We start from the raw sequence: 8,996 nt of genomic DNA, 5'->3' as shown, positions 1-8,996 counted from the left end.
TAGCAATGTAGACATTGCCTTGGTTGGTTCCGTTACCGATAGTCAGCATCTGGGACGGTGCAGAAGTACCGATGCCGACATTGCCTGAGTTTAAAATTGTCATAGCCTGAGTAGCACCAGAGTCGCCTACGCCAAAAACCAGATTAGCTGAAGTTAGTGTATTGCCACTTGTAGCCGAATTTCCACGAATGGTCAGATATTCATCAGCAGCAGTTCCGCCATATAATGTTTGCCCGCCAGTCCTTCCGGCCAAGAGAGCATACTGAGTATGGTCATCGCCCAAGGTCAAGCCAGTTAAATTATTATGGGCAGTAGCCACATAGGTGCCGGCTGGCAAATTGGAAACGCTTCTCATATCCTGAGTTTCAACATATGTTTCGCTGGTTCCATTTCTTCTCAAGATTACGCGGTAAAGGAGTTTCATCTCTTTGAATGGCAGATTGGAAAGCACCAGACTTTCATATTTATTATTATTTCTGGCATTGGTTATGTTGGTGTCATTGCTTTGACCCATCAAAGAATAGACGGGCGTTGAAGGATCATTAGTAGCAAAAATCCAATAAGCTACATAACGTCCATCAGTAACATCCGCTATGCCGGTTCCTGTATCATATTGGATGACATCACTCACTTCATGGAAATATTTGGACTGCGAAGAAGTGAAGGTGAAAGCACCGGCTCCGCTATGATAGAGCACTCTTGTATTTGTTGAAGTTGGAATAGAAATTTTAATATCTTCATCATAAACATCCCCAGCACCAACAGAGAAGGAGGAATTGCCAAATGTCCCAGTCAATCCAGAACTGTATCTGGTCCCCACGGTATTATGCAAATATTCATGAGTCATTCCGTCCATAGTCAGCCCATGTCTTTCATCCCCGATTATTCCATTGGTACCGTTCCAATAAACTGTAGCAATTTGCACTGTTCCGTCAGTTATGTTCCAAGGGGATGAACTGTAACTCAAATTTAGATTATCTTTATCATAATAAATGAAATAGAGTCCGGCAGCACTGTCGATTTGGACGCTTTCTGTATCTTTAGTATATTGTTCTCCAGCACTATATATATTGAAGTCTGTTCCGGTAATCGTAAAGTTGCGATTGGTGTCATTGAAAGAAATAGCTGTGTCGGTCCTGTTTGGGAATCCTGTCATTTCTTTGGTTTCATTTTGCTGATTATACAAACGGGCATCCAATTCTTGAATGCTAGTCCTAACATCTTCACTGGAAATAATATTGCCAGTCATGCCAGTCAGCAATAAACCTCCGTCAAAAATAGAATTAGAAACGGCTGAAGTAGCGTGGAAATTTGAAGCTGACACCGTACCACTGGCGTTAACTTTGAACATTTGTGATCCGTTTATACCCACACCTAATAAAGTATTTTGAGAGTTACTGCTTATATTTTCAAAAGCATAAGTTATGCCATCTTCTGCTGCGCCAATTAATAAATCTTGATCCCCATCACCATCTAAATCAGCAAAGGCTGGCAAAGAATAGTCATCAGCAACTTGTGGCGCGTTCCATTCTGATCTCGCTACCCAAGTCGGCGAAAATTCGTCTCCTACATTTTCATAAGCTGTAATTATGTCATTAAGTGTGCCTGATACTGCATCCTGGTCTCCATCACTATCTAAATCAGCAAAAGCTAGAGAACCATATGGAGCTTCCCATTCTGAGCTGAGAGTCCAGACTGGTGAAGACACGGTGCCGGTATTTTCATATTCAAGTACATCACCATTAACTGGAGGATGTCCTCCGTCCCCCAAGGTTATTACTAAATCAATTCTTCCATCATTATTCAAATCAACAAGAGACGGGACAGCAAAAGGCACGCTGCCAATTCCGAGCCTATCCCAACCGGAATGAGCTGTCCAAACTGGCGATGATGCTGTACCTGTATTTTCATAGCCATAAACATAACCTTTAGTCAGATCGCCTGGATTTACTGAACCAATCATTAAATCGTAGTCGCCATCATTATCTAAATCTGCAAATTCCGGCGAAGCATAAAGGCCAACGCTTGGAGTATTCCAACTTGGTTTAGCAGTCCAAACAGGCGAAGATGATGTTCCGGTGTTTTCGTAGCCAAGAGCTATCCCGTTAGTTTGTGCTCCGACTAATGCATCCAGATCGCCATCATTATCCAAATCGGCAAAAGCTGGTCTAGCAAATCCATTTCCGACAGTCGGCAAATTCCAACTTGCTTCAGCGGACCAACTATTTAAAACAGTCGCGCCTGCTGAGGCCGGATTAATGTATAGAGAACCCTGACCAATTCCTGTTCCTGTGGGAGCTCCGGAAAAAGTACCCAGTCCTGCAACTTCCAGCATGGAAGATGGATCTGTTGTGCCGATACCGACATTCCCGCCCATGAGTGTTGCTAAAGGAGTAGGTATTGGTAAATATTTGACGATCACAACGCCAGAACCGCCATCTCCTCCAACAGCTCCATTACCGCCACCACCTCCGCCTCCGCCTAATCCATCAGTTCCATCATTACCAGCAATTAAGTGATAATTACCACCGTCTGCACCACCGCCAGATCCTCCGTAACCAGTAAAAGTGCCAATATAAGTTCCGCCTCCTCCTCCGCCAGCATAAGTAACAGAAGAACCAGATATAGTAGATGCCAAGCCGTCACCACCAGGACCACCATGGGCAGCTGTGCCTCCAACTTCGCTTGCACCTCCGCCACCGCCGCCAGAATAACTTTCTCCCTCACCATAACCAGCACCTCCATCATATCCTTGTTTGGGTGTAAGATAATCAGAATCTCCACCAGATCCTGGGCTAGTAGTAGAACCGCCACCTCCTCCGCCTGAACCACCATCAGAACCAGGGGTACCAGCAACATCAATACCTAAGTATCCTCCACCTCCGCCACCAGTCGCAGATATCGATGCAAAAGTAGAAGTTCCCCCATTTTCGCCTGTTTCATAAACCGCACCACCCGCACCACCAAGACCAACAACTACAGGATGCTCACCATTATTTAGAGTATCTGTTCCTGTTCTAAAACCGCCGCCTCCTCCGCCGCCGCCTCTGCCGCCGCCTCCGCCGCCTCCGCCGCCAATAACCAAAAATTCAGCATCTATTGGCGTAGAACACTCAAGAGTATCACTAGTAGTAAATGTTCTAATTATATAAGCACCGTCAGTAGTAGCTGTTCCGCCAGTGCAAGTATCTCTGCTTGAATTTCTATAGACAGAAAATGTAGCATCAGGATTATCTGTGCCGATACCGACATTACCAGTATTGTAATAAATATCACTGTCGGAAGTTACCCATTGACTTTCCGTAAATAAGCTTCCGTTTTGGTATAAATTTCCCGTTAAATTAATATCTCCAGCAACATCCAGAGTATAACCCGGTGTAGTTGTACCGATACCAAGACTTCCATTATTAAAAACTAAATCAGTATCGCTTACATACGTGTCATAACTAATGGTTATCTGACCATTACCTTCCTGATAACCCGAGATATAAGCTGCATTACTGCCACTTGTCCAGCTTGATCCAGCTCCTCCGCCACCGCCTCCAGTTGAATTCCCGCCACTACCACCATATCCGCCATAATATCCACCGCCTCCACCACCCCCACTGCCACCGCAACTTCCATTACTACTGCCTGCACCGCCAATACCTAAAGCATAACCAGCGCTTTGCGTACCACCAACACCACCAGCTGCACCACCTCCAGATGCCGTACCATCGGCACCATTTTGCGCGGCATCTCCACCGTTACCTCCGACACCACTACCACAGTATCCAGTACTACTGCCTCCAGCACCTCCACCACCACCGGCAACAATTACTCTGTCACTAAGACTGGTTCCATCTTGTCTAACATCAGAAGCACCACCTCCGCCACCGGCAGTTTCAGCACATCCCCAACCAGAACTTGCACCACCGCCGTTATATCCACCATAGGTGTTGTTACAATCTATCGCCGCATAATCTCCTCCAACACCACCAACATAGAGATGCAATGTTTCGCCTGGTGTAACTGAAATTGTAGATTGCACTCTAGCTCCCTTGCCTAAAGAACCGCTACCATCGCCACCAACATTAGAGCCAATAGCTCCCTCTCCACCACTAGCGCCTTTGGCATCAATAATAACTGATGTAACACCTTCCGGCACAACCCAAGTTTGTTCAGAACCGGTGTAGTCAAATGTTGCTTCTCCCATTATATGTTCACCTTCAGGATCATAAACCTGTGATACAGCGTGAAGAGCTCCAAGAGGATTATCGGTGCCAATTCCAACACGTCCACCGCTGGTAACTATTAAACCTGTTTCGCCTTGATAATATTCTCTCACTGGCAAAATAAAATTAGAAGTCCAACGGGCAATACCTTTGGAAATCCTGAATTCATCCAGATAGCCGTTTAGAAAATCTTGATAGGATGGATTTCCATAATCATTAATGCCCATCCACCATGTTCCGGAAGTGTTTGTATAATTAGAAGTATCTGTTCCGGAACCAACATTTTCCCCATCAACATACAATGTTACAGTTCCCTCATGTCTGACGATAGCACAATGATGCCAAGAATTATCAGCAATTAAAACGGAAGATAATATTTCAGAAGTTCCCACATATCTCAACACTCCTACCAGTTCCCCCGACGTGCCTGTTGTTATATGCATTGTTCCAACAGCAGAACGTCCACCTAAAATAAACATATTCCCTTGCGAAGGAGCGTTAATCCAAAAATCCATAGTGAAATCACCGGTTCCAAAAGCGAAATCGGAAGAATTAGGAAAACTAAGATAATCTCCATTACCGTCAAAATAAGCACTCTTGCCACCGAATTTTGATTCGGTATTTGATTGAGTTACGTTTCCATAAGCTGTAATTGTGTTTTCAGATGAAGAATCATCGGCAAAAGCATTGCCATCTCCATCAGCGTGCAACAATAGTTTGACATAGGAATCATTACCATAACCGCCATATTTAACATCAAGCAAACCAGCCGGAAGATCTGTTCCGATTCCAACCCCTCCAGAATTGTAATAGATGCCATCTAAAACATCAGAGTTTAACCATTGACTGGTGTTGTCTACCAATACACCATTTTTATATAAATCACCAGTCAAATTAATATCCCCACCAACATCCAGCATATAACTCGGAGTGGAAGTGCCAATTCCGACATTGGTTCCATCAAACACGAAATTGGCGTTATCAGTCAGTCTGCCGTTGGTTGTCGCAAATGGAATTCGGCCAGAAGTCAGATTGATTCCGTCGTTCAGGACAATGCCTTTTCTGCTGCCAGCAGTTTCCCCAGCAGTTTGCAATTCAATACGACGAACCTTCATGCTATAGTAGGACCCCCAGTTGTCTGCAAATTTAAAAGCATAATAGCGGTAAGCATTATTATTGTCTACAGTAAAATATTTTGGATCAGGACGATTTTCTGCAACATGCTGATCAAATTCATCTACAGAAGTTGTCAGTTGTGTCCAACCTTCAGTAACCATCTCCTCATCAGAAATCCAAATTAAATCATTGAATGCATCCGCATCATTCGATCCCCAAAAAGTAAAGTGCCTTGCTCCGTAGTCAGTCTGACCTCCATTGTCGTGACCATTTTCATAATACACGCGATCGATAACCTGAGCCGATCCCAAATCAATATGAAATCTTTGGTTTGTAATTCCCGGATTTGCGCTTTCCCAGGAATTTCCATAACCATTCCCAATAAGAGATCTGCTTGGATCAGTTGCAAGCCAAGGATCCAGATCATAAGTACCACTCCAGCCAGTCGAGGTAGCTTTGACATAGGTATCAGAAAATTCCGGAGGATATTGCGAGTCATATCCGGATGATATTGAAAGATAATAATCATCACCCAAAAATTCCATGGCTCCTGCTTCAGGATCAGTTAATAATGTCCCCGAAGTAAATTTAAGCGGAGCTGTACCTACTGTCGAAGTACCCGCGCCCAAATGCAAGCGCGCAGTTGGATCAGTCGTTCCAATTCCAACATTGCCACTGACAATCAAGTTGTTTGTTACCTCAGCGCCACCACCAATAATCAAATCGTTTGTTATTTCGGTAATTCCATCACTGCTAATCCTTAACAATTGTGAACCGTCCAAAGCTACGCCAAATAAAGTAGTTGGAATAGGAGCTTTGATCTGCTTATAACCAAGTATCATTCCATTCACATAATCATTCATCATCAAGTCTTTATCTCCGTCATCATCCAAATCGGCAAAGGCTCCGACATTAACTGCACTGGTAATATTTAGGATGCTCCAGTCGGAATTAAGCGTCCAAACCGGTTCAGAAGCCGAGCCGGTATTTTCATAAGCATAGAGACTATAAGGTGAATTTATCCAATTGCCTATAAATAAATCCTGATCTCCATCATCATCAAAATCAGTCAAAGTTGGATAAAGTGCATAGCCGGGAGAACCAGGCATTAAAATATTCCAAGCTGAGTGGTATGCCCAACTTGGCGAAGAAACTGTGCCGGTATTTTCAAAACCAGCTATATAATAAATATCGCTAACATTTATATAGCCTATCATTAAGTCATAATCTCCATCGCCATCTAAGTCTCCCAGAGATGGAGTGTTTGTGCTTCCGCCCTCACCAACAACATCCATGTCCGGAGTATCCCAACCTGAATTAAGCGTCCAGGCCGGAGAGGAAGACGTGCCGGTATTTTCAACTCCATAAGCTATGCCGTTCCCGGTTCCGACCAATAAATCAAAATCGCCGTCATTATCCAGATCAGCAATAGTTGGATAAGCATAGCTATAGAATGTATCTGGTATATCCCAACCAGCATGCCGTGTCCAAATTGGTTCAGAGGCTGTGCCGGTATTTTCATAAACATAGACACCAGCATTTTCTGTACCTAGTAATAAATCATAGTCACCATCATTATCTAAATCGGATAATTTTGGAAGAAGAACAACATTGCTGCCAAAATCTTCCGAATTCCAATCTGTTTCTGCTTCCCATCCTTGAAAAACCGAAGCGCCCTCTCCTGATGCGGTTGGATTTATATATACCGAACCTTGACCGATTCCACTGCCAGTTGGGGTTCCGGAGAAAGTTGCTACACCGCTGACTCCCAAAGTACCAGCCACATCCAACAAAGAACTTGGAGTAGTGGTTCCGATGCCGACATTGCCAGAAGCAGAAATTCTCATTCTTTCCAAGCTATCAACCGAGAAAATCATGTTTTGGTTTGCAGTGTCTGGAAAATAAATATTGTCCAGATAGAAAGTATTGGCTGAATCGGCATTGACTATGGTTATGATGATTTGATCAATTGTATCCTTATTGGCATTGGCTACTCCTGAAATATCCCAAGTGATAGTTTGGAAAACATCGGCTGAAGTCAGGTTGGGAGTGATTTCAGTGGTTGTGCCTCCACTGTCATGAAGGCCTATTTTAATATTTGATCCGGTGCGATTGGATCTTAGATCGAAATAGACAGTATTAATATCTGAGAGGTTAAGAGGCGTGGTCAAAGTTTTGGTCAGAGTTTTGTTCAAACTGTCTGTAATAGTAGCCTCGCCTCTCAAAGAATATTCTCCTTGAGTTTTGATAGTTGATTCCGCATAAGCAACCAGATTGGTATCGTAACCTCCGTATTCAATGTGCAACTTAGGAGCTGTGGAAGCGCCTGCTTCATAAGCATTGGCTGCATATACATAATTTCCGGAAGTTGACAGATTATCATGGTCATCGAAAAAGATGCCCAGATTGGTCACTGCTCCCAAATCGACAATTTCCTGAATCACGCTGGAAATATCTGGAGAATTATTCCAACCACTTACTGTCCAAGTCGCATCATCCCAGTTGACTTGAGTTGTCGTAATATTATTATTGTTGGCTCCGCCTACTATTGTTCCTCGTCTAGCCTGATAATCTGCCAAATCAGAAAAGGTGCTTGCTGAAGTGCTTAATTCTCCGGTTATTTTGGATTTTGTGCCACTGCCTCCGATCTGAGGCAAGCCCCAAGGATTAATTGCATAGAAACTTAGATAGGCATTTGTTACAGAAGCTCCTTCTGGAATATTAACTCCTGCAAAACGCAAACCAGAACCTATTCTATCGACTGAAGCCATCGCTTCCAGTGTTCCGGCTCCTGCTATTCCCACATCGGTACCAAATTCCCAGACACCTTCACCATAATACCCCAAACTATCATCTGTGCCCGCACTTACTTGCGCGTCAATTGTCCCAGTAGGTCCGGAGCTTTCACTTTCATAATCTGTCGGATTTTCTACATTGTCTACAAATACATTTCCATAAACATCCAGCGCAATACTGTTCGCGCTATTGGAAATTCCAGATGAATCAACCAGCAAAGGATTTTCTCCATCAAAAGTCAAACTGTTGAGAGTTCCATCGCCGGAAGAATCGATATAATTTTCCGTACCGCCAAAATAGGTGTTGCCGGAAACTGTCAAGTTGCCCGATGAATCTGTCGCCACAACATGCGCGTCATTTCCGCTGGTGTCAGCATGAAGTCCATCTAATAAATCAGAATTAAAAGCATAGCCGGATGCGCCGATCATTTTTCTTGGAATCATTTCGTCATCCGTTCCGACTGTCACACCAAGATAATAACTACTATTGAAATCAAGTTCGATCGGATTGTCACCAGCCGCCACATCGCCGAGCATGATGGAAAAAAGTCCGCGCGTAACTTCCACTGATCTGGCTGTCGGAGTTCCGATTGTTCCTCTGGCTGTCCAGACAATGTTGCCTCCGGTCGGCGCGTCATAGAAATTGAGAATCATATCGTAGTTCCCATCCGGAACCAATGCATCCAGACTGTCTGTCAGTTTTCCCTGATAATTTATCTGCTTGGTAATGGCCGCTTCAGTGCTCCCTTGGAAAGAAATGAAAAAAATAAAAAGCGCCGCCATTAAAAACATTGCGCTTTTCCTGAAATTAAATTTTATTTTTATTTTTCTCATTACTTACTCTGGGTTTATTTATATAAAACCTCCCCCC

General features: G+C 43.8%; 1 protein-coding gene. It reads right to left on the bottom strand.

Translation table 11 applies throughout. From position 1 onward, the window contains the following. On the bottom strand, nt 1–8,959 hold an 8,959-nt coding region (locus PLR68_04115; protein ID HOW60904.1), incomplete at its 3' end, for an FG-GAP-like repeat-containing protein. Nucleotides 8,960–8,996: the final 37 nt, after the last annotated feature.

The sequence above is a fragment of the Candidatus Moraniibacteriota bacterium genome (genome assembly GCA_035390125.1).
GTDB lineage: Bacteria > Patescibacteriota > Minisyncoccia > Moranbacterales > GWC2-37-73 > DAOOTD01.
The sequence above is the reverse complement of the archived record's forward strand: the minus strand, read 5'-3'. Positions and strand labels throughout refer to the sequence as shown.